Origin of the sequence: Bacillus sp. FJAT-27245 (genome assembly GCF_001273955.1) — a bacterium.
Lineage (GTDB): Bacteria > Bacillota > Bacilli > Bacillales > Cytobacillaceae > Bacillus_D.
In genome coordinates this window covers 2,453,443-2,472,738 of record NZ_LIGI01000001.1, presented here as the reverse complement: position 1 = coordinate 2,472,738, position 19,296 = coordinate 2,453,443, and the positions used below count along the sequence as shown (strand labels likewise).

Annotated in this window: 24 protein-coding genes; 17 read left to right on the top strand and 7 right to left on the bottom strand. The window is 45.8% G+C overall.

Annotated elements, in window-relative coordinates:
- Positions 1–9: 9 nt before the first annotated feature.
- Positions 10–831, top strand: coding sequence for a serine/threonine protein kinase (locus tag ADU24_RS11940; RefSeq protein ID WP_053366846.1), 822 nt, complete (start codon positions 10–12; stop codon positions 829–831).
- On the top strand, positions 818–1,588 hold the full coding sequence (locus tag ADU24_RS11935; protein WP_053366845.1) for a sporulation protein: 771 nt from the start codon (positions 818–820) through the stop codon (positions 1,586–1,588). The genes ADU24_RS11940 and ADU24_RS11935 overlap by 14 nt, the downstream gene beginning before the upstream one ends.
- Before the next feature lie 37 nt (positions 1,589–1,625).
- Here ADU24_RS11935 and ADU24_RS23350 read toward each other — a convergent pair whose 3' ends face one another.
- Positions 1,626–1,754 carry a hypothetical protein gene (locus ADU24_RS23350; RefSeq protein WP_197277506.1) on the bottom strand — a complete coding sequence of 43 codons (129 nt, stop codon included), beginning with the start codon at positions 1,752–1,754 and terminating at the stop codon, positions 1,626–1,628.
- 173 nt (positions 1,755–1,927) lie between these two features.
- On the opposite strand from ADU24_RS23350, the gene deoD reads away from it, so the two are divergent.
- From deoD to ADU24_RS11905, 7 genes are all read left to right on the top strand, one after another.
- Entirely contained in the window at positions 1,928–2,632 is a 705-nt protein-coding gene (gene deoD / locus ADU24_RS11930; RefSeq protein WP_053366844.1) for a purine-nucleoside phosphorylase, read from the top strand.
- A gap of 254 nt (positions 2,633–2,886) precedes the next feature.
- Positions 2,887–3,720 (top strand): M15 family metallopeptidase, encoded by an 834-nt coding sequence (locus ADU24_RS11925; protein WP_053366843.1) that lies wholly within the window; start codon positions 2,887–2,889, stop codon positions 3,718–3,720.
- Positions 3,721–3,822: 102 nt separating this feature from the next.
- On the top strand, positions 3,823–5,325 hold the full coding sequence (locus tag ADU24_RS11920; protein ID WP_053366842.1) for a S41 family peptidase: 1,503 nt from the start codon (positions 3,823–3,825) through the stop codon (positions 5,323–5,325).
- A 184-nt stretch (positions 5,326–5,509) separates the two neighbouring features.
- On the top strand, positions 5,510–5,905 hold the full coding sequence (locus ADU24_RS11915; protein WP_053366841.1) for a hypothetical protein: 396 nt from the start codon (positions 5,510–5,512) through the stop codon (positions 5,903–5,905).
- A gap of 1 nt (position 5,906) precedes the next feature.
- Positions 5,907–6,842 (top strand): CobW family GTP-binding protein, encoded by a 936-nt coding sequence (locus ADU24_RS11910; RefSeq protein ID WP_053366840.1) that lies wholly within the window; start codon positions 5,907–5,909, stop codon positions 6,840–6,842.
- A 45-nt stretch (positions 6,843–6,887) separates the two neighbouring features.
- On the top strand, positions 6,888–7,064 hold the full coding sequence (locus ADU24_RS23345) for a hypothetical protein (protein ID WP_197277505.1): 177 nt from the start codon (positions 6,888–6,890) through the stop codon (positions 7,062–7,064).
- Positions 7,065–7,098: 34 nt separating this feature from the next.
- Complete coding sequence (locus tag ADU24_RS11905; RefSeq protein ID WP_156324569.1) at positions 7,099–8,013, top strand: hypothetical protein; 915 nt, start codon at positions 7,099–7,101, stop codon at positions 8,011–8,013.
- Positions 8,014–8,062: 49 nt separating this feature from the next.
- On the opposite strand, the gene ADU24_RS11900 is transcribed toward ADU24_RS11905, so the two are convergent.
- Positions 8,063–8,308, bottom strand: a complete 246-nt coding sequence (locus tag ADU24_RS11900; protein WP_053366839.1) for a hypothetical protein — start codon at positions 8,306–8,308, stop codon at positions 8,063–8,065.
- 101 nt (positions 8,309–8,409) lie between these two features.
- On the opposite strand from ADU24_RS11900, the gene ADU24_RS11895 reads away from it, so the two are divergent.
- A complete protein-coding gene (locus tag ADU24_RS11895; RefSeq protein ID WP_053366838.1) occupies positions 8,410–8,682 on the top strand; it encodes a hypothetical protein in 273 nt (90 codons plus the stop codon).
- A gap of 44 nt (positions 8,683–8,726) precedes the next feature.
- Here ADU24_RS11895 and ADU24_RS11890 read toward each other — a convergent pair whose 3' ends face one another.
- Positions 8,727–9,188, bottom strand: coding sequence for an Hsp20/alpha crystallin family protein (locus ADU24_RS11890; RefSeq protein WP_053366837.1), 462 nt, complete (start codon positions 9,186–9,188; stop codon positions 8,727–8,729).
- A gap of 146 nt (positions 9,189–9,334) precedes the next feature.
- Between ADU24_RS11890 and ADU24_RS11885 the strand changes: the two genes are divergently transcribed.
- Entirely contained in the window at positions 9,335–10,108 is a 774-nt protein-coding gene (locus ADU24_RS11885) for an SDR family oxidoreductase (protein ID WP_053366836.1), read from the top strand.
- A gap of 110 nt (positions 10,109–10,218) precedes the next feature.
- On the opposite strand, the gene ADU24_RS11880 is transcribed toward ADU24_RS11885, so the two are convergent.
- Together ADU24_RS11880 and ADU24_RS11875 are read right to left on the bottom strand one after the other, a co-directional pair.
- Positions 10,219–10,779, bottom strand: a complete 561-nt coding sequence (locus ADU24_RS11880) for a GNAT family N-acetyltransferase (protein WP_053366835.1) — start codon at positions 10,777–10,779, stop codon at positions 10,219–10,221.
- 295 nt (positions 10,780–11,074) lie between these two features.
- Complete coding sequence (locus ADU24_RS11875; RefSeq protein ID WP_053366834.1) at positions 11,075–12,202, bottom strand: amidohydrolase; 1,128 nt, start codon at positions 12,200–12,202, stop codon at positions 11,075–11,077.
- Between the two features lie 211 nt (positions 12,203–12,413).
- Between ADU24_RS11875 and ADU24_RS11870 the strand changes: the two genes are divergently transcribed.
- Both ADU24_RS11870 and dapF read left to right on the top strand, forming a co-directional pair.
- Entirely contained in the window at positions 12,414–13,154 is a 741-nt protein-coding gene (locus ADU24_RS11870) for a hypothetical protein (protein WP_053366833.1), read from the top strand.
- Positions 13,155–13,217: 63 nt separating this feature from the next.
- Positions 13,218–14,195 carry a diaminopimelate epimerase gene (dapF, locus tag ADU24_RS11865; RefSeq protein ID WP_053366832.1) on the top strand — a complete coding sequence of 326 codons (978 nt, stop codon included), beginning with the start codon at positions 13,218–13,220 and terminating at the stop codon, positions 14,193–14,195.
- A 129-nt stretch (positions 14,196–14,324) separates the two neighbouring features.
- Here the strand turns inward: dapF and ADU24_RS11860 are convergent, their stop codons facing one another.
- Positions 14,325–16,166, bottom strand: coding sequence for a DNA ligase D (locus ADU24_RS11860; protein ID WP_053366831.1), 1,842 nt, complete (start codon positions 16,164–16,166; stop codon positions 14,325–14,327).
- A 131-nt stretch (positions 16,167–16,297) separates the two neighbouring features.
- Between ADU24_RS11860 and ku the strand changes: the two genes are divergently transcribed.
- The 4 genes from ku to ADU24_RS11840 all read left to right on the top strand — a co-directional run bounded on the left by ku (position 16,298) and on the right by ADU24_RS11840 (position 18,766).
- The gene (gene ku, locus ADU24_RS11855; RefSeq protein WP_053366830.1) at positions 16,298–17,128 is read left to right on the top strand and encodes a non-homologous end joining protein Ku; all 831 of its coding nucleotides are present in this window, start codon (positions 16,298–16,300) and stop codon (positions 17,126–17,128) included.
- Between the two features lie 59 nt (positions 17,129–17,187).
- The gene (locus ADU24_RS11850; protein WP_053366829.1) at positions 17,188–17,853 is read left to right on the top strand and encodes a phosphatase PAP2 family protein; all 666 of its coding nucleotides are present in this window, start codon (positions 17,188–17,190) and stop codon (positions 17,851–17,853) included.
- A complete protein-coding gene (locus ADU24_RS11845) occupies positions 17,850–18,350 on the top strand; it encodes a metallophosphoesterase family protein (protein WP_331457040.1) in 501 nt (166 codons plus the stop codon). Before ADU24_RS11850 ends, ADU24_RS11845 begins: the two co-directional genes overlap by 4 nt.
- A 212-nt stretch (positions 18,351–18,562) precedes the next feature.
- Entirely contained in the window at positions 18,563–18,766 is a 204-nt protein-coding gene (locus tag ADU24_RS11840) for a cold-shock protein (protein WP_053366828.1), read from the top strand.
- A gap of 67 nt (positions 18,767–18,833) precedes the next feature.
- Here ADU24_RS11840 and ADU24_RS11835 read toward each other — a convergent pair whose 3' ends face one another.
- Positions 18,834–19,115, bottom strand: coding sequence for a DUF6509 family protein (locus ADU24_RS11835; RefSeq protein WP_053366827.1), 282 nt, complete (start codon positions 19,113–19,115; stop codon positions 18,834–18,836).
- Positions 19,116–19,296 lie beyond the last annotated feature (181 nt).

The window sequence follows — 19,296 nt, the reverse complement described above, 5'->3', positions numbered from 1 at the left end:
TGCTCACTTTTGTTTAAAAGCCTCATGCTAGCGATTTCCGATGCGATTGAAAGGCCGTTTCCAAAGGGCATGGCTATCGATTGCAGGTACAGGATTGAAGCGCTTCTTGGGTCAGGGGGATATGGCCATTCCTATCTCGCTTTTGACATGGCAGAAGGCCGTCCGGTTGTCCTAAAAACGTTGCGGCTTCATAAGAGGCTGTCTGTTCGGGGACGGGAAAGTTTCCGTACGGAACAGTTCATGCTCCAGCAAACAAGCCATCCTGCTTTGCCAGATTATTACCGGAGCGGTACTCACGAGGAAATCCCTTTTTTCGTTATGGAGTATAAACAAGGTAAAACAGTTGAACAGCTTGTTTTTCAGGAAGGGAACTCCTACACGGAAAAAGAAGCGTTCGGGATTGCCGACAAATTGCTTAGGATCTTGGATTATTTGCATTCCATCCACATCATCCATAGGGATATCAGGCTTCCGAATATTCTTATGCATGGCGATGAAGTTTACTTGATTGACCTCGGGCTTGCCCGAAAAGCCGAGAAAAGCAACGGTAAGTTTCCGGGATCACACAATCGGCTCCGGAAAGCGAAGAATCGACAATCAGATTTCTACGGTTTGGGCCATTTCCTGCTCTTTTTGCTCTACTCTTCCTATACACCTGCAGAAGGTCAGGCGGAAAGAAGCTGGGAGGAGGAGCTGCAAATTTCCCGCGGTGCAAAAACAATTCTTAAAAGGCTTTTACTAATTGAAAGCGAATATAATGATTGCACTGAAATTAGGAGAGATATCGGAAAATTACTTTATGAGGGGGAAAGAAGAAATGTCGTTATTTAACAAGGTGCTGGCAAGCGTGGGAATTGGCGGAACAAAGGTCGATACGAAGCTCGAGCGGGATACACTTGTTCCTGGCGAAACGGTAAGGGGAATAGTCGAGATAACGGGCGGCAACATAGAACAAATGATCGATTCCATCTACTTGTCGCTGAATACTACATACCAGAAGGAATCCGGTGACAAGAAATACAATGTTGCCATGGCGATTGACCGGTTCAAACTATCCGAACCATTCGTTATCAGGCCAAATGAAAAAAAGGAGCTTCCGTTTTCGTTCAGGCTTCCGCTTGATGCACCGGTAACAATCGGGCGGACGAAGGTTTGGCTATCAACCGGACTTGATATTAAAAATGCGGTTGACCCAACCGATACGGACTATGTCAGGGTATTGCCGAACAAGGGGATGTCCGCCATTCTTTCGGCTGTTGAGGATTTGGGCTTCCGGCTCAGGGAAGCGGATTGCGAACAAGTCCCGTACCGACTGAGGCGCCGTCTCCCATTCGTGCAGGAATTTGAATACGTGCCTGTTTCCGGCAGGTTCCGGGGCAGGCTTGATGAACTGGAGGTAGTCATGTTTCCGGGCGAGGGCGGAGAAATTGAAGTGCTTCTGCAGGTCGACCGGCGTGCCCGGGGACTGGGCGGATTCCTCTCCGAAGCGCTTTCGATGGATGAGTCGAATGTTAGGTTATTGGTAACCGAATCGGATTTACCGGCAGTCCGGGAGAAGATCCAGGCGGTTATACAACGTTATTCTTAATAGTGAAAAAATGGAGCAGCGGGGGCTGCTCCATTTTCTACGTGTTCTTGCGTTTTTTCGCAGAGTACTCCTTGACATGCGCTTCATGCTCCGCGATGATCTGTTCCGGCGGTATATGGTTGTTTTTCTTAGGTGCGTTGATCCGGTTTCGATGCTTCTTTCCCATGTAAATCCCTCCTGGGCGCGCATTTAGGAAGACGTCCCGAGTACAGCCGGGCCTTTTACTATTATCCCTCAATTTTTAAGGTCCATTCCTATATTAACGTTTTAACATTCACCATGAATATGGTATGATGGGTGAAGAGGTTAGACCTCTAACTTTTGATTAGGAGGATAAGTATGAGCATACATATTGGTGCGAAACAGAATGAAATAGCCGAAACTATTTTATTGCCTGGAGATCCGCTCCGCGCGAAATATATTGCCGAAACATTCCTTGAAGATGCGAAATGCTATAATGAAGTCAGGAATATGTTCGGATATACAGGAACATATAAAGGGAAAAGGATTTCCGTACAAGGTACAGGAATGGGCGTGCCGTCCATCTCCATTTATGCAAATGAGCTGATCGAGAGCTATGATGTTAAAACGTTGATCAGGGTGGGTACTTGCGGCGCCATCCAAAAGGATGTAAAAGTTCGCGATGTTATCCTGGCGATGACATCTTCTACCGATTCCCAAATTAACAGGCTGAATTTTGGCGGCATTGACTATGCTCCTGCTGCAAACTTTGAATTGCTGAGAAATGCCTATGATGCCGGAATCCAAAAGGGCCTTAATTTAAAGGTTGGAAGTGTATTCACCGCGGATTTGTTCTACAATGACAACGCCGACCTTGAAAAGCTTGCCCAATACCAAATCCTTGCCCTTGAAATGGAAACAACCGCATTGTATACGCTTGCGGCAAAATACGGCAGGAAGGCACTATCCATCCTGACTGTAAGCGACCATATCCTTACCGGTGAAGTGACGAGTGCCGAAGAACGCCAGTTAACGTTCAACGACATGATCGAAGTAGCTTTGGAAGCCGCTATCAAAGAATAATCCATCATCGGGAATCACAGGCTCCTTCCATTTGGGAAGGGCCTTTCTTTTTTTAATAAAAGAAGGGCTGTCCATGAAAGAGTGTGGTTGAAAGGGAAGAAATCAACATGTTTATCTGTGAAAAATGATTTCCCATACTATTCCTTGCTGATGGAAGTGAAAATTTGCCCGCCTTTCCTTGCCCTTGCCTGAAAGGAGCCTTATACTACTAATCAGGAACAAAATATTCTAAAAGTCGACATTGGGTGGTAAAAATGAAAAGGACTTTGCTGATTATCAGCAGCTGCATACTTCTCTCTGGGTGCAGCGAAATGGATGCTCTCGTAAAAAAAATTCCAATCTTAAAAGATAAACTCAACGCGGAAAGCGGGACCGGGCAATCAGGGAATCACATTTCCGGCAGTAAAGACCCGGCAGAAACGGCATCTCGGACAAATGATGCGCCCGTTCTTGAGGCGGCCTATTTTAACCAGATTGCCGTTGAAGGAGGCCGGAAGGAAATTCAAAACCCGGACAACATCCTTGTACTCGTAAATAAAGAATATTCCCTTCCGGTAGATTACCGGCCCAATGATTTGGTCAAGCCGGACATCGCGTTTTCCTTTGGCGAACAGGACCTTGAGAAAAGCCTGATCAGGGAGGAAGCAGCCCGCGCCATTGAGGCGATGTTCAGGAAAGCGAAAGAAGAAAATATCGAACTTTATGCAGTCTCGGGTTTCCGGTCCTACGATAGGCAAAACAATCTATTTGACGCGGAAGTGAAAAAGTCCGGCGCGGACATCGCTACGCAAGCCGTTGCCCTGCCTGGCCAAAGCGAGCACCAGACCGGGCTCACAATGGACATCGCGTCAAAATCGACAAACCTTAACCTGACCGAGGAATTTGGGGAAACGCCAGAGGGAAAATGGCTGGCTGCAAATGCCCATAAATTTGGGTTCATCCTCCGTTATCCTAAAGGAAAAGAGTCAATAACGCAGTATCAATACGAACCATGGCATTTCCGATATGTCGGTGTTGAAGCTGCGGCAACCATGTATGAAAATGGCTGGACGCTGGAGGAATTTTTCCAGCAGGTGAAGAAAATTTAAACGACCCCTATTTGGGGTTCTTTTTTTTGAGAATTTTTCTTTGTCCATTATGTAGGAAAAATGGTATTCTAGTTGATAAGGCTAGTTTAATTTTTACGGAAAATGGAAGTGGTGAAGGCTGTGGACGAACAGAATCAACTGCAGGAACAGGAGCAAAACGCCGGACAGCGTGATAAATCGGCAGTAATCCGAATGAAGAGGCCAGTTTTCATTTTGCTTCTTGTATTCCTTGTCGTTTTGGCATCAGGGATTACAGCTTTTGCGCTATCGTTCGGGAAGGAAACCCAACCAATCGTCATCGGTGGAAGTTCCGAACGGGAGGAATTTGCGAAGCTTTACAGTGCCTTTGACACCTTGAAAAAAGGCTACTATGAAGACATTGACGAGGATAAGGTCATCAACGGGGCAATCAATGGAATGGTCCAGGCACTGGATGATCCGTACTCCACGTATATGGATGAAAAGGACGCAAAAGAATTCCAGCACAGTGTGTCATCGTCATTTGAGGGGATCGGCGCTGAAATTCAGGAGAAAGACGGCCATATTATGATTGTTTCCCCCCTTAAGGGCTCACCCGCCGAAAAAGCGGGCCTTAAACCAAAGGATATTGTCCTTTCGGTTGACGGAAAAAGCATTCAGGGAATGTCCTCTACCCAGGCAGTCATGCTGATTAGGGGTGAAAAGGGGACAAGGGTCGAACTGACAATCCAACGGCCTGGGGTTGAAGGGACAATTAAGGTACCTATTATAAGGGACGAAATTCCAATTGAAACAGTCCATGGAGAAATGGTTGGCGATGGCATTGCCAAAGTCCAGATTACAACGTTTTCGACCAATACGTCCAAAGAGCTTGTTGATACACTGAATAGGCTGCAGGGAGAAGGAATGAAAGGCCTTGTCCTCGATCTGCGGCAAAATCCAGGAGGGCTTTTGGACCAGGCGGTTTCCATTTCAAGCATGTTTGTTCCTAAAGGCAAGATTTTATTCAAGGTGGAAGAACGAAATGGGGCAGTCAAGGAATACAAGTCGAAAAACGATGGAAATCCCGATTTTCCATTGGTAGTCCTGATAGACAGCGGGAGCGCCTCTGCGTCCGAAATCCTTGCAGGAGCGGTAAAGGAATCTGCAGGTGTGCCGCTCGTTGGCGAAAAATCGTTTGGGAAAGGGACCGTCCAGACAGTCCAGGATTTCCCTGACGGCTCGAATGTTAAATATACAACAGCGAAGTGGCTGACACCAAACGGGAATTGGATTCATAAGAAAGGCATTGAGCCGGATTACAAGGTAGCAGTGCCTGATTATTATAATCTGCCTTATCTCGATCCGAAACTCGAACTGAAACTGGGTAGCTCTTCAACTGATGTGAAGACAGCGCAGCAAATGCTATCTGTTCTCGGATTTGATCCTGGCAGGAAGGATGGCTTTTACGACGAAAAAACAGAAAATGCCGTAAAAGCATTTCAGCAGGCGAACAAGCTTACGGCTAACGGAATCATAAAGGGAAGCACAACAGAGAAAATTATTGAGCTTCTTCAGGAGAAAATCGTCAAGGATGACCCGCAGCTGAAGAAAGCGATTGAAGTTGTTAAAAAAGAAATGAAATGATGGAAAGACCCGGCTCAGCCGGGTCTTCCTTTTATGAAAAATCCCCTTAAAGCCTAAAGGTTTGTAAGTACCAATGAAATGCTATAGAATGTGTGCTTAGATAGTTCCTCATCTGGCGTGAGGGGAAACTGCCGGCGGAAAGCCGTACAGGCGAACCAAGAGTTGAAAAACGGGGTGAGAATTGTTGAAGCAAATCATCCATTTTGACGAGCAGCTCAAGAAAGATATTTTGAAGCTGGAGGATGCGTGCGTAAAGTTATGCGATTCGCTTCAGGAAAGATATCAGCGGGAATTTGAGTCCCAAGGACAAAAATTGGTCCTCGAGCTGATCAGGTCCAAAAAAGGAAAAAAGCAGCCTGAAGGTGAGTGCTTTGAAGATGATTATGAATCGTTCATTGAAATCGGCATAGAGCAGGAAGATGACTATTTCCCGAATGGATATATTCCACTATGGAAGTGCAAAGAAGAGTGGTTCCAGAAAACGGGTTTTTTGACCGAAAAGGATGAAGCGGGAATTGGCGCCATTGTGGAGGAAATGGTCAAAGAAATGCTTGAAGAGCTGAACGTTGAAGGGGAATAACATGAAAAGGACAGAGATTTATATCCTCTCAGGCTTCCTGGGGAGCGGAAAGACGACGCTTTTGAAAAGGCTGCTGGAGGACGAGCGGGACAATGGCAGGAAAGTCGCTGTCATGATGAATGAACTTGGAAATGTTTCAATTGATTCGGATGAAGTAGGGGACGATGTTGCCTTAAAGGAATTATTGGGAGGATGTATTTGCTGTACGATGAGTGGACAGGTAGAGGCTCAGCTTCAGGGCTTGCTTCAATTGGAAAAGCCGGATTCAATATATATTGAAACAACCGGTGCCGCACATCCAGTAGAAGTTCTCGATGCGGTGCTGTCGCCGCTTTTCGCCAATATGCTTTATGTTAAGGGCATCATCTCTACCGTTGACGCGAGAAGGTGGCTTGACAAGGGGACAATGGGCCCCCAAGTGCAACAGTTGATGATTGAACAGGTCCGGCATGCCGATTACTTGATTGTGAACAAGGCTGGCGATCTGTCCGACCGGGAGCAGGCAGATGTTGCGATAAGCCTTCAAGGATTGAATCCGCACGCAAAATGTGTGCTGACCAATTTTTCAAAAGTCCCACTTAGGGATTTGCGGAGCTTGTCACACGCCGGGCAGAAGGGAAACATCCAAACAATAAATTCGCATACGAAGGACCTTGGGCTTTCTTCGTTTGTCCATACATTCAACGGTCCTGTCAAGAGGGAAAGTTTCGAGGGTTTCCTAAGGGGAATGCCGGATACAGTTTACCGTATAAAAGGATATGTTAAGTTTGAAGGCTCCTCCTACCCTGATTTGTTTCAATTTTCCTATGGCATGCCTACTTTTATAAAAGAAGATATGAACATGCCCCTTAACATTGTCATGATTGGCGAAAATATTGACTGGGATAAAATTTCCGAACAGCTGCGAAGCCTTGAAGCTGGTTTTGCTTCTTTTTGAAAAGGGTATTGAACTGTAACGTTTATTCAAAGGAGTGGTCAGTTCATGCCCTGGTCTAAAGATGATTATCCGGTTTCAATGAAAAATCTGGATCCGGATGTTAGGGAAAAAGCCATCGAAATAGCAAATGCGCTTCTTGAAGATGGCAACGATGAAGGGAAAGCAATCGCAATCGGGATTGATAAGGCAAGGGAATATATCCACAACCATGGAAAAGAATAACCAGGGTCTCCATTTTTAGATGGAGGCTTTTTCATTGCATGAATTAATATCCTATGAGGGAAACTTTCCTTACAAGAAAAATGGGGAAAGGGTGGATGGAATGGGGAACAAGAGAATACTGGTTGTAATTTGCGCTGCATTGTTTCTCAACCTGTCCGCCTTCCCGGCTCTTGCCAAACAAGAAGCCGCAAAGATGTCTCCCTGGCAAGAAGCAGATAAGCTATTCCCGAGATACGCAATATTTACTGTGGTTGATGTGGAAACAGGCAGGAAGTTCCGGGTCCAAAGGCGGGCGGGAAGCAAGCATGCGGATGTCCAGCCTTTGACCCCGAAGGATACCGCGGTTATGAAAAAAATATACGAAGGAAAATGGAGTTGGAAAAGAAGGGCCATCTATGCGGTCCATGGCAAACAAAAGATTGCGGCCTCAATGAACGGAATGCCTCATGGGGCCGGAGCGCTTAAAAACAATTTTCCTGGCCATTTCTGTATTCATTTTTATAAAAGTACGACGCACAGGAGAAAAGAAATGGACCTTTCCCATATGCTGATGGTCCATAAAGCAGCGGGGAAGCTGGATGAATTGCTCGCTGGGGCAGACCCGTATGAAGCGGTGCGTTATTATGTTGCCGGCTTTAAAGAGCAGGATAGGCGCATTTTGAGCAAGTTATCTACTACGAATATGAAAAACACGGACTGGAAGAAGATTTTGGCGAATGTTGAAGGAGTCAAAATTAGCCGGCTGCCCATGCTGCCACCGGAAGATTTGGAAGAAGACTTAATTGCGGTTGTGCCGGCCGAAATTGAATGGCATTTAAGAGAAAAAGGCAGGCATATCGCAAAGGTAGAGATTACCTGTTTTCGTCCGTCGCCTTTTTCCAAATGGAAAATTGATTCAATGAATTTCCTAAAAGAGAATGGTTTGCTGGCAGATGATCTTTCCGATTAGGTGGTTCAAGGGCCCGGCAAGGAATTGCATGGACCCTTGAAAGTTGTAGCTAAATAGGCCGCTGACCGAATTTGATGAACATTTTTTCATCCTCAATCAGGCCGCAGACCCCGCACTGGATACGGTATTCGGGGCCAGAATACGGAATATGGAACGGTTCCAGTTGGTCTTTTTCGTACTCACTTTGGATTTCCCCTGTTAACGGATCCAGCTTGACTGAATGGGCCACCTGATCAATGATATTAAAACGGCTTTTATTCGTTTTGCAATTTGGACATCGGTATGGATGCACCATGATAACCTCCTTATGCAGTTGTTCTCCTATTTTTTGCAAACAATTCGGTTACTATGTACAATTCTATTGGATAAGGTTTACGCTGGGAGTTGAATGATACAATGAAAGAAAAGGATTTTGCCAGGCTGCTTGGCGACTATCGTAAAATATGGAACAACCGCCTTTTGGTAAAAGAAGATGAGAGCAATGAGACAATTCTGAAAGAAGCTATCGCAAGGGAACTAAAAGACGGGAATTCCCATCCTAGGGTGAGAAAGCCGGTCCATTCCAAATATTACAGCGCGGTAAAAAGGATACTGGAATCTGGCCTATCAACAGAAGCAAAGCTGGAACTCATTGAATTGCATACGGTTATCGCTGACGAATTGGGCTGAAAGAGGCAAAAACCGTACAAAGGAAAAATGTACGGATTGCTGGTTTATACAAAATTTATCTCGGACAGCTGGACATCGATAGCCCGGATCAGCCTTATTTCAAGGATGCCATCCCGTACACTTGCTGTGGCTCCTTTTTTCTTGACGACGGCAGGGAGATCAAAGGCGAGTTTTTCTCCCTGTCCGGGCAGGTTTTCAATGAAAAGCTGATTTGACGTATGATAGAGGCGAAGATTTTCCTGCATATCTTCTGAAATCGGCATTCTTGCATACACAAAATCGTGGGTTATAAAAATGGAGGCCTGGACTTTACCGGAAGGAGCCGAAGTGGGGGCCGGGGATTGCCCGGCAGGTTCTCCCCCGGAAAAATGAAAAGCGTTCTCTGTCCCCTTTGGCAAATACGCTTCAATTGCCTCCCGTACATACTGTTCTATCGCGTCAGGTTTCATGCCCTTCATCATTGTCGACATCTCTTTATTGAACGGAAATGAGCCCCATGGGAACATGCAAACCATCCTTTCCTGCAAAACGGGCTAAGCGAATGCATTTCTGCATTATCATAGTATGAAAAAACCGCCCAAAGGTTCAAATAGCTTCATCTCTGGATCGGAGATTAAAAAAGGAAATAGAACGAAAGAAGGGAGGGATTCGGATGGTAAAAAGGACCGTTTTCATTACCGGTGGTGCAACGGGCATTGGAAAAATGACTGCAATCCATCTCGCGGAGCAAGGCTATGATTTGGTCATTAATTACCGGTCAAGCAGCAGGGAGGCGGAGGCCTTGGCCGATTATCTTACCGGTACCTTCAAAATAACGTGCGTACTTGCGCAAGGAGACGTTTCTATCAGGGAAGAATGTGAGGGCGCCGTTTCCAGTGCTCTTGCCCAAATGCCTTCAATCGATATTTTTATCCATAATGCAGGCCCTTACATACATGACAGGAAAAGCCTGACTGATTATACATTCGATGAATGGAATTCAATAGTAGCAGGGAATCTTTCTTCAGCGTTTTATTTATCAAAACTTCTTCTCCCACAAATGCGGAAAAATGGCTGGGGGAGAATCATCACCTTAGGATTTGACCGGGTTGAAACTGCACCTGGCTGGATTTACCGTTCAGCGTTCTCCGCCGCGAAAACCGGGCTTGCTTCTTTGACAAGGACGATTGCACTTGAAGAAGCTGCCAACGGAATTACGGCAAATATGGTGTGCCCAGGGGATATCGTCGCCGGCTGGAAGGAAAAAGACATCGGGGACGCCGTCGGCAACGAGGATGAAAACGCACCTATCGGAAGGCCGGGTACTGGCGGTGACATCGCAAGGGTGATTGGCTTCCTGGCGGATGAAAAATCCGATTTTATTACAGGAAGCATCATTCCTGTAACAGGTGGATTGGATGTTCTTGGGAAAATCCACAGGCTATGAGAAATTGTTTTACCATAATATCGTTATGTAAACTGATGAGAAAAAATCAAACCGCCGTGCATGGCGGTTTGGTTTTTTTATCGGATTGTTCATATGACGGATGAATGTCTTTAAGCTTCAAGAAGCTGGCTTTCCTCCTGGGAAGCAACATTGTTTCGGAGTAAATGGAACGTATACTGATCCTTTGGCACCTCGTATAAATCGAAAATATTTCCCTCGGAATTCACCTGGCTGTACAGGGCTGGCCTTGTTTCATTCGCTTTAACGGAGTAGGGGAGTTTTTCAGCCGCTTTAATGGACCTTACATTCGCTTTCCTTATCCTCATAAAGACTGTTTCAATTCCAAGCTCATAAAAAGCTTCCTGAAAGAACGCCTCTTTTGCAAGGGAGTTGTACCCCAGGCCGTGGAATGGCTTGCCGATCCACGTTCCCAGGAATCCGGCGTTCGATTCAATATCGAAGAGGGAAATTGTTCCGATCGGTGCACCCCATTCATCGAGGATTGTACGGGAAATGATTTCACCGCGTTCTTCCGCTTCAATCGTTTRCTTTGTTAAAAAGAGGAATTCTTCATACGAATTCGCTTTATGGCGTACATATGGAAATACATCAGGATGTGTAATTAGGCTGTATAGTGCGTGACAATCGTTGAGATCGCGTTTTTTCAACATAGGGAAGCCCTCCAATCAGGGCAGACGGGTCCCATGGATCGGGACACTCCACCCTCGAAATTTTTTTAAGTTGCGAAAAAAATTTCGGGGTGGGAATCGAACCCACTAGGACCAGTTTGACTGGTGGCGCACCATTTGCCTTCCCAATGCAATATTTATAATGTAGACTGCCAAGATGACAGCGGAATTCAGTTTACCACAGGTCAAAGAGTTTTTACTAGAGTATAATACAAAAAAATGAATAAAAAAGAAATAGGTTTTTTGGCGGAAAAATAAGTCTTTTTTCGATAAATTTCTACAATCGCTTCTCGTTGACAATATTTCCGTCAATCATTGTCCAGACAGGTTTGGCGAGAAAATGGAAAGGGTGATAGTTCCATAGAACCAGGTCGGCATCTTTCCCTTCCTCAATGCTTCCGATACGGTGGTCTACTCCAAGATTCCTTGCCGGAAGTATGGTGATTCCTTCCAAAGCCTTTTGTTCTGATAGCCCCTCTCTTACGGCAATCGCTGCACATACATTCAAATATTGAATAGGCGTATAAGGGTGGTCTGTCGTTATCGATACCTCAATCCCATGCTTCGTAAGTTCCTGGTACGTAGTCCAGCTTTTGTTCCTTAATTCAACCTTCGAGCGCCTTGTCAAAGTGGGGCCAACAGAAACTTTCAAACCCAAGCCGGCAAGTTCGCTTGCTATGAGGTGGCCTTCCGTGCAATGCTCAATCCTTACATCAAGCCCAAATTCATCCGCGAACCGCAATGCCGCCATAATATCATCTGCGCGGTGAGCGTGGATCCTGACTGGAATCTCTCTTTTCAAGGCTTTCCGCAATGGAATTGTACGTAGGTCATCAGATTCTATCCTTGCCGCGTGATTGAACGCCTCCCGGAGCATACCCATTATCCCCATACGGGTAAGAGAGTAGTTTTTCCCGCTGCTATGGATACGCTTCGGATTTTCGCCAAGGGCAATTTTCAATCCGGCAAGTGGTTTTAAAATCATATCAACAACATTCGTTCCCGCTGTTTTAATGACCGAGGTCGTCCCCCCGATTACGTTAGCGCTTCCAGGCATGATATGGACAGCAGTAATTCCGGCTTCCCTCGCTTCCCTAAAGGAAGAATCAAGCGGATAAACCCCGTCCATCGCCCGAATGTGCGGAGTAATGGCTTCAATTGTATCGTTCGCATCATTACCTGCCCAGCCCGTCCCTTCATCATAGAGGCCAAGATGGGTATGGACATCGATAAAGCCCGGCAGCAGAAACAAGTTATTGCAGACGATTTGCCTTGTTTCCGAATCTGCCGGGAGGTTTCTGCCGACTTTTTTTATTTTTCCATTCTCGACCAGAACATCACTGTGTGCGAATGGTTGTTGTGTTACCGGAATCACCATTGCGTTTTTCAGTAAAATTTTTTCCATTTTCCTACCTCATTGTCCATATTCTTAAAGCAAGACTCATTCTTCGCTCTATCTCCTTTGGCTTTGCTTTCCATAAACCCAGTATATGCAAGCGATTCAATATGATTTCTTCTGAAGCGAGAGGCACTTTGGCAGGGCGGACAGGCAATCGCGCGGAATGAATTGGACAGGCTGGCAATAGACTAATAGAAAAACGGCTATGAGGGCTACAATGAAAATTACCGACTATTACTTCCAGACTTCGAAGGCATCGTTAAACTCCAGCATCGTCTTTCTTTTTCCGGCACTCCTCTTAATCGCTTTCAATATCCTTTTTATAAAAAACAATCAAGCCATGCTGCTTTGCCTTCCGTTCATCACTGGAAGCATGGTTTATTTCCACATCCATTTAGCGAACTATAAAAGAGCCGCCTGTTCGGCGCTGGATTTCAGTGTGTACCCCGGGCATCTTTTAAAAGTGAATCATATTCTCGTATTTTACGAAGCAAAACTAAATCCCGGCCTGATTCTTTTTTCCTCGAATGGCATAAAAATTGGCGAGCTGCGCAGAGTTTCGCCAGGCATCCCTTTCTATCGAAAAAAAGTTGAATTACTGGATTGCCAGTCCAGCCTGATTGCAAGATATGTGATAACTCAAAAATGCATCCTTGTATATGATTTAGCCGGCCGGTTAATAGGCTCCCTATGTAAAAACCGTAGCGGCTGGGCAATGGCTGTGGAAGGGAAAACCATCGCTACCATTGATTCGTCCAGGGTTTTCATGGATGTGAAAATTATTGGGGTGAAATTTGGACAGGCAGGCAGGCTGAGAAGGGGGATGATGCCGATGGAGTGGAAGGCTTATGCGGCCGATCCAAATACCCCTGTTTTCACGCTGCATTCAAGCCTAACGGATGAGGAAAGGCTTCTCTTCATGTGTGTGTTGGTTAAAGAATTTTTTGTCGAACGCTAATGTTGTAATTTTTTCGCTACTGTGCGATTCTTTAACTGATAAAAAATCCGGGAGGTAGCGCGTTTGAAATTCGAATTTATTAAAGTACATGGTTCAGGAAACGATTTCTTGCTTATCGATGAACTTTCCGGTAATGAGTTGTTTACGGAAGAGGAAAGGGCGAAAGCGGCGCGATTTTTATGCGACAGGGATCATGGACCAGGTGCAGACGGAATTTTGTTCATTCTGAAAAACCGCCATGCTGATGCGGTCATGAGGGTGTTCAACGCGGACGGATCGGAGGCGTCGATGTGCGGCAATGGACTTCGCTGCGCCGGAAGGTATGTTTGTGAAAAGCTTGGTAAAGACAGTGCCGTAATTGAAACAAAGAAGGCTGACCTTCTAGTTCAAAAATTTCAGGACATTAACGAAGGGGTTACGACCTACAACGTGGAAATCTCCCCTGTTTTATTCAATCTTGGGGCTTTGCCGCTGAACCTTCCACAAGAAACGCTATTTAATGAAAAAATCACTGACTTGTCGGAGGAGCTGCTTTTTACGGCGGTTGCTGTCCCGAATCCCCATTTGATCGCCATTGTAGGGGAGAATGAGCTACAGGGATCCCTTCAAAAAGAACTAAGCGAAAAAATAAACAAGCCAAACAATCTTTTCCCGGACGGCGTGAATGTAAGTTTTGTTAAGCCATTGGCGGAAGGACATATTTATGTAAGGACGTTTGAACGGGGGGTTGGCTTTACAAACGCGTGCGGGACCGCGATGTCGGCTTCGTCGCTTGTAACCTGCCTGAATGGCTTGAATAAAATCAATCAGGCAATCACGGTTTATAATGATGGCGGCATGGTTCAATGTATTGTCAAAAACCTGGACGATAGCTATAAAATTGAATTAATCGGCAATGCAACCTTCCTTTACAGCGCAACTGGGGAAGTAGATTTTGCAATGGGAACGGCTACATTTACCGACGTCCATGATTTCGGTGAACAGGAGCTGTATGCCAACCTGCAGAAAAAGGCCAAGGAGTTCATTGCCGTGCATGAGTAAGTCCGCTGGAATCGGCTGATTGCAGGTGGAAGTATTCGGAAACGGCGTTAAATCTTCTTTTAACGCCCGAGGAGGGACTGGCAACTGCTCTTCGGGCGTTAACCCCTCTTTTAATGCCCGAAGGCCGTGCTACCCACTGCTCTTCGGGCGTTTTAAAAATTCCAGCACAGGTCCGAACGCCTGGTTTTCGCCGGTCTTGAAGTAATCCCTGAACGGGTCGCCCAAATCTTTAAACCGTTTGAGGACGTTCGGCAAATTGATGTCTTTTGGGTCGAGCTCTTCCCCGATTTCCTCCCAAAATAACGGAGCGGCAACGCCCGCATGCTTGTTTCCCCTTGGTGAATAAGGCGCAATAATTGTTTTTCCGGGCGCATGCTGGACGTAATCGACATACAGCCTGCCTCCGCGGTTTTTTTTCAATCGTTCGATTGTGAACAGGCCGGGTTCCTTGGAAACGAGATAGTTGGCGATGAATTCCGTGAACAGTCGTGTATCATCGAATGTGTATGTATCATCAGGCAAAGGGATGTACACCTGAAGGCCTTTGTTGCCGCTTGTTTTTACAAACCCGATGAGCCCGAGCCCGTCAATGACCTCTTTTATATAGGCAGCGGCTTTAACCGCTAGGCGAAAGTCGGCTGGGGACGGGGGATCAAGGTCAAGGACGATTTCGGATGCTTTCGCCGACTCGATCGTATGAAAAGGAATGTGGTATTCAATTGCAAGCTGGTTTCCGAGCCAGACAAGTGTTTTCAGGCCATTGCAAACAATGTAATTGATGCCTTCATCCAGATGCGTTTCAATAAAGTCCGGGGCATAATCCGGGCAGTTTTTTTGGTAAAAAGCTTCGCCGAATATGCCATGCGGATAACGGATGACAGTCAATGCCCTCTTTTGCAAAAAAGGCAGCATGGATGGCGCGACTTCCCTTAAATAATGGACAAGATCAATTTTACGGACAGGCGGGTTTTCCCATACCGGTTTATCAGGGTGCGTCAGCTCGATATCCCCGGGGACATTCTTCTGGTTGAATAGAAAATTGTCAAACGTACAGTCTTCTGGACGTATGTCAAACCTGAAACGGCTGAAATGCGGTTCGCGCAGCTCGTTATCATAAAGTTCGAGGTATTTCACTTCAAAGCAGATAGCGGGCTCCACATAGATAAACCTGTTGTCCTCGTCATTGCTGTTTTGTTTGATAATCGTGGACAATGCCTGCTTTTCCTCCGGCTTGAGGCCAAATAGGATATGCCCGACCTGAAGGACTTCCCCATCTTTATAAACCCCGCAGTAGTAATATCCATTTGATTTTTCATACGCGGTAATAAAGCAATCCACGAGCTTCCAATTCTTATATTTAATCCATTTGGGTGACCGTTTTCCTTCCTCCCATTGGCTTTCGGGTGCTTTGGCCACGATACCTTCCCCGTCATGCAGGACTACTTCTTCCCAAAGCACGGCAAAATTTTCATGAGGAACAACGAGCTGAAGTAGCTCATCGCTTGTCGTGTCCGGGCCCATTGCCATGCCTGTTTTTGAAAATAAAGACGAAAGCCTGCGTTTCCTCTCCAAATAGGGCAGCGAATGTGTTTTCTCGCCACGTTCAATAAGCAGATCAAAGACCATGAGCCGGGCGGGATGTTTTGCGGCTGCTTCGGCAATCTTTTTTTCTGATTTCATGCGGCCCCGGGTCTGGATCGCGGAAAAATTCGCTTTATATTCATTTTCCAGAATGACAAGCTCGCAATCGAGCCGGAGCGGCAGGAAAAGTTTGAACTTTTCGGCGTGCGTTTTAAGAAAGGCTTCAATTTCCGGAAATAAAGGCAAAAGCGGCTTTTCATTGCGGCTAGTAAGCATCGGTCCGTCCTTATCCCAGTCCAGAATGGCCCGGAATCCATCGTATTTTACCTCGAACGACCACCCCGTAAATTCAGGCGGGTCGAATTGCAGGACAGGCAACATAGGTTTCATCTGTGTTCATCCCCATCTTTTTTCGTTAGTGTATGACAGTTCCATTGCGGCTATCATGTTTTCCAAATCTTTTATTGTTTGTGGCGGAAAATTTTACACAAACTAACCTCAAAAAGAATGGAGAATTTACTATGCATACAATTTGGAAAGGCAGCATCAGTTTCGGGCTTGTCAATATCCCAATAAAACTCCATGCGGCAACAGAGGACAGGGATGTGAAATTAAGGACATTGCATAAGGAATGCAATTCGCCGATTAAATACGAAAAAGTGTGCCCGGTGTGCGACAGGGAAGTGAAAAGCGAGGAAATTGTTCGGGCATACGAGTATACAAAGGGCAAGTTTGTGGTATTGGATAACGAGGACCTCGAAAAATTGAAGAAGGAAAATGAAGAAAAAGCAGTCGAAATAATTGATTTTGTCAAAATGGAAGAGATCGACCCCATCTATTACGACAGGAGTTACTTCATGTCCCCGCATGAGGGAGGAAGCAAGGCGTATTCCCTGTTAAGACGGGCGCTTCAGGACTCCGGGAAAGTAGGGCTTGCTAAAATTATGATCCGCTCAAAGGAACAGCTTGCCGTCCTCCGGGTTTATGAAAATACGCTTGTGATGGAAACAATCCATTACCCTGATGAAGTACGAAAGGCAAACGATGTTCCGAATGTCCCGGATGCCGATAAGGTTACAGATAAGGAATTGGCAACGGCTATCCTGCTAATTGACCAATTGACAACAGATTTCGTACCGGAAAAGTATACCGATGATTATCGTACTGCGCTGCTTGAATTAATAGAGGCAAAGCGGGCGGGCAAGGAAGTAGTCGCTCCTGCTGCAAAAGAGGCGCCATCCAATGTCACGGATTTAATGGCAGCCCTGCAGGCATCAATCGACCGGACGAAACCGAAAACAAAGGCCGCGCCCCGCAAAAAAGCGGCATCACGGGCAAAAAAACAGGCATAAGCCCCAGGGCCGATCCTTTCCGGGTCGGCCTTGCGGAAAATGGTAAAAAGGTGGCTTAGATGGTAAACAGATTAATGAAATTAGCATTCTCATATATTGGCTTAGCACTAATTATCCTCTTTGGCTTCCTGTTCGCTTTTGTCGAGGTTGCCGGAGAAATCAGAGAACATGAGCTGGAGAAGTTTGATAGAATGATTATTGGCATTGTCCAAGGAACGGTCTCACCCTCCCTGACAAAATTCATGCTTTTGATCACCATGGCTGGATCGGTAGCATGGATTACCACCGCGGTCATTGGTATGATGGCTGTTTCCTTTTTAAAAAGAAAGTGGAGGGTTGGCATATTTATCGGGTTGTCATCTGGCGTTGGCTCTCTATTTAATATATTCCTTAAGGCGTTATTCAAAAGGCAGAGGCCCGACATCGAGCCGTTAATTGTTGAACAGGGCTTCAGTTTTCCAAGCGGCCATTCAATGGGGTCGATGATATTCTATGGCGCTGCCGCTTTCCTGGTTTTTCAGTATTCAAAGAAAGCAGGTACAAAGGCAGTTGGGTGCGGACTCCTCCTTTTGTTGATTGTCATGATTGGCATCAGCAGGATTTATCTCGGTGTGCATTACCCGAGCGACATCATTGGCGGTTTTACAGCGGGCGGCGCCTGGCTGACTATCTGCATTATCCTTTTCCTTTATTTTAAAAAGAGAAGAAGGGTGAGGGAGAAATGATGAAAATTGTCGTCTTGTCGGATACTCATATTCCCAAAAAAGCAAAGGCTTTGCCGCAGGCTATCATTCCTGATTTGAAAACGGCGGACCTCATCATTCATGCCGGGGATTGGCAGGTCCCAGAGGKATATTCCATTCTTTCGGCTTTTGCGAAGGTTGAGGGCGTCCATGGGAATGTTGATGGTGAGGACGTGAAGAACCTTTTTCCGGAAAAGAAAATCATTCAGGCCGGTAAATTCAAAGTTGGCCTAGTCCATGGCCACGGTAAAGGAAAAACGACCGAAAAGCGGGCACTCGAATCATTCGCTGGGGAATCGGTGGATTGTATCATTTATGGCCATTCGCATATACCCGTGCTCAAATATACAGACGGCATCCTGCTCTTCAATCCCGGTTCCGCAACCGACAAACGGAGGCAGAAACAATTTTCGTACGGCATTCTTGAAGCGGGCGCCGAGCTGGCCGCGAAGCATGTCTATTTTGGAGGAAAAGTATAGCCGAAGTATTCATTAGACCAAACATGGAAAATAAGGTATAATTGTTGTAGTTCGAAACTTTAAACGATTCAATTCACCGTATGTAAAGTGTGGCTTGCAAGTCCCTTTTGCATCGGTGATTTTTAGTTCAGGGACATCCGGACGGGTCAGAATGAAGCCCTGAAGCGGGTTGGAGCATGGCCAAGTGAATAAAAAACATGGAGGTGCCTGGAATGGCGTTTGGGCGAAGAAATACTGAGGAAGTAGTAATGGAAGAGACGGATATATGGGAATGCACGAAGGAAGGTTGCAAGGCGTGGATAAGGGACAATTTTAAGAGCGAGGATGAGCCCGAATGCCCTATTTGCAGCAGCGCGATGCAGAAGACAACCAGGGAGCTTCAGGTTGTCGCGAATACAAGCAAGCGATACATCTAACTGAATCATCTTTATCTTTATATGTATAAAAAGGTATCCTCAGGCGGCAGCCGGGATACCTTTTTCTTTAGGCATAATTTTCAATGCAATAGTTGAGGACCATTTCTTCCTCATCGTCTTCCAAAGCAAAATCAAAAACTTTTCCGGAACTTTTCTCGAAAAAGTTATACTGTGCAATTTTGTGTTCTTCGCCTTCCACTGAAAAAATGACCTTTAGCCCAGTTCCCAATTCGGAATACAATTCATCGTCTTCTTCAACAGCTATATCAAGCAGGAATTCGTAGCGCTCCCCTGCCAATAATCCAAACGGATCTTCAAGAAATTCTACTGTGTGGCCTGTAATTTCCATCGTGTTTTTTCCTCCTAATAACATTTGCCTCCATTAAAAATACCATAAAGATATTTTTTTTGAAAGGCGGGAGTAGTAAGGCATTGCGGAGGGATTTCCGAACAATATGTGAATAATTGAGCAAAACCATTCGCAGGCTGGTTATTATTGCTAAAATAAAGTTGGATAGAATCAATTTAGA

What these genes read in the sequence shown, in the direction of transcription:
- ADU24_RS11885 (WP_053366836.1), top strand. Translation starts at nt 9,335, where the DNA reads ATGGTAAAAAGGACCGTTTTCATTACCGGTGGTGCAACGGGCATTGGA.
- ADU24_RS11835 (WP_053366827.1), bottom strand. Translation starts at nt 19,115, where the DNA reads ATGGAAATTACAGGCCACACAGTAGAATTTCTTGAAGATCCGTTTGGA.
- ADU24_RS11850 (WP_053366829.1), top strand. Translation starts at nt 17,188, where the DNA reads ATGGTAAACAGATTAATGAAATTAGCATTCTCATATATTGGCTTAGCA.
- ADU24_RS11895 (WP_053366838.1), top strand. Translation starts at nt 8,410, where the DNA reads ATGAAAGAAAAGGATTTTGCCAGGCTGCTTGGCGACTATCGTAAAATA.
- ADU24_RS11840 (WP_053366828.1), top strand. Translation starts at nt 18,563, where the DNA reads ATGGCGTTTGGGCGAAGAAATACTGAGGAAGTAGTAATGGAAGAGACG.
- ADU24_RS11870 (WP_053366833.1), top strand. Translation starts at nt 12,414, where the DNA reads ATGAAAATTACCGACTATTACTTCCAGACTTCGAAGGCATCGTTAAAC.
- ku (WP_053366830.1), top strand. Translation starts at nt 16,298, where the DNA reads ATGCATACAATTTGGAAAGGCAGCATCAGTTTCGGGCTTGTCAATATC.
- ADU24_RS11875 (WP_053366834.1), bottom strand. Translation starts at nt 12,202, where the DNA reads ATGGAAAAAATTTTACTGAAAAACGCAATGGTGATTCCGGTAACACAA.
- ADU24_RS11935 (WP_053366845.1), top strand. Translation starts at nt 818, where the DNA reads ATGTCGTTATTTAACAAGGTGCTGGCAAGCGTGGGAATTGGCGGAACA.
- ADU24_RS11920 (WP_053366842.1), top strand. Translation starts at nt 3,823, where the DNA reads ATGGAAGTGGTGAAGGCTGTGGACGAACAGAATCAACTGCAGGAACAG.
- ADU24_RS11910 (WP_053366840.1), top strand. Translation starts at nt 5,907, where the DNA reads ATGAAAAGGACAGAGATTTATATCCTCTCAGGCTTCCTGGGGAGCGGA.
- ADU24_RS11900 (WP_053366839.1), bottom strand. Translation starts at nt 8,308, where the DNA reads ATGGTGCATCCATACCGATGTCCAAATTGCAAAACGAATAAAAGCCGT.
- ADU24_RS11925 (WP_053366843.1), top strand. Translation starts at nt 2,887, where the DNA reads ATGAAAAGGACTTTGCTGATTATCAGCAGCTGCATACTTCTCTCTGGG.
- ADU24_RS23345 (WP_197277505.1), top strand. Translation starts at nt 6,888, where the DNA reads ATGCCCTGGTCTAAAGATGATTATCCGGTTTCAATGAAAAATCTGGAT.
- ADU24_RS23350 (WP_197277506.1), bottom strand. Translation starts at nt 1,754, where the DNA reads ATGGGAAAGAAGCATCGAAACCGGATCAACGCACCTAAGAAAAACAAC.
- ADU24_RS11860 (WP_053366831.1), bottom strand. Translation starts at nt 16,166, where the DNA reads ATGAAACCTATGTTGCCTGTCCTGCAATTCGACCCGCCTGAATTTACG.
- ADU24_RS11890 (WP_053366837.1), bottom strand. Translation starts at nt 9,188, where the DNA reads ATGTTCCCATGGGGCTCATTTCCGTTCAATAAAGAGATGTCGACAATG.
- deoD (WP_053366844.1), top strand. Translation starts at nt 1,928, where the DNA reads ATGAGCATACATATTGGTGCGAAACAGAATGAAATAGCCGAAACTATT.